Raw genomic sequence first — 643 nt, 5'->3', positions numbered from 1 at the left:
CACTGACCCGGGTAGGCTGCTGAGTGCGCACGCCGCCCCACTGATTGAGGGCATCCTCGCGCTCGGTGGCATCCTGGCGGTGGAAGCGGATCGTCTGTGGCGAGACCGGTTGGCAGGTGTCGACGTCGTCGGTAATGACCAGACGGTGGCCGTCGAAGGATTGGCTGTCACGACCGTTGCCGGACGCCACCTTGCCGCTGTTGTCGTCGTCTTCATCATTGCCGTCGTCGTTGCCGGCGTATTCGAAGTAGTACCACAGCCCTTCTTCCTCCAGCAGGCGACTGATGAAGTTGAAGTCGCTCTCGCGGTACTGCACGCAGTAGCTGCGCGCGGGATAGTCACGTCGCAGGTCGAAACGGTAGCGGCCCCGGGCCAATTCATGGCCGTCGAACACCTGGGTGAGCACCTCGACCACCGAGCGGTCCTGGAAGATCCGGCTGTCACGGCCCAGCGCGAGCATCTTGAGCCACGGCACCAGGGTGAGCTGGTAGTAGGTGACGCCGCCGTCCTCGCCCAGCAGCGCGGCCTCGGCAACCAGGCCATGCAACTGGCGATAACCGCCATCGGCCTGCAGGATCGACAGCCTCGCCGGCTGCGCCATCAGCGTCTTGAGTTCGAGATCGCCCTGCTGGGAGATGCAGTC

1 protein-coding gene is annotated in these 643 nt (G+C 64.5%); it reads right to left on the bottom strand.

From position 1 onward, the window contains the following. Positions 1-643, bottom strand: a 643-nt coding sequence (locus L1073_RS17120) for a type VI secretion system Vgr family protein (RefSeq protein WP_246901440.1), incomplete at both ends; no start/stop codon positions are given.

The sequence above is a fragment of the Chromohalobacter nigrandesensis genome (assembly GCF_023061285.1).
Taxonomy (GTDB): Bacteria; Pseudomonadota; Gammaproteobacteria; order Pseudomonadales; family Halomonadaceae; genus Chromohalobacter; species Chromohalobacter nigrandesensis.
Note: the sequence above shows the minus strand (reverse complement) of the source record. Positions and strands in the feature narration are given on the sequence as shown.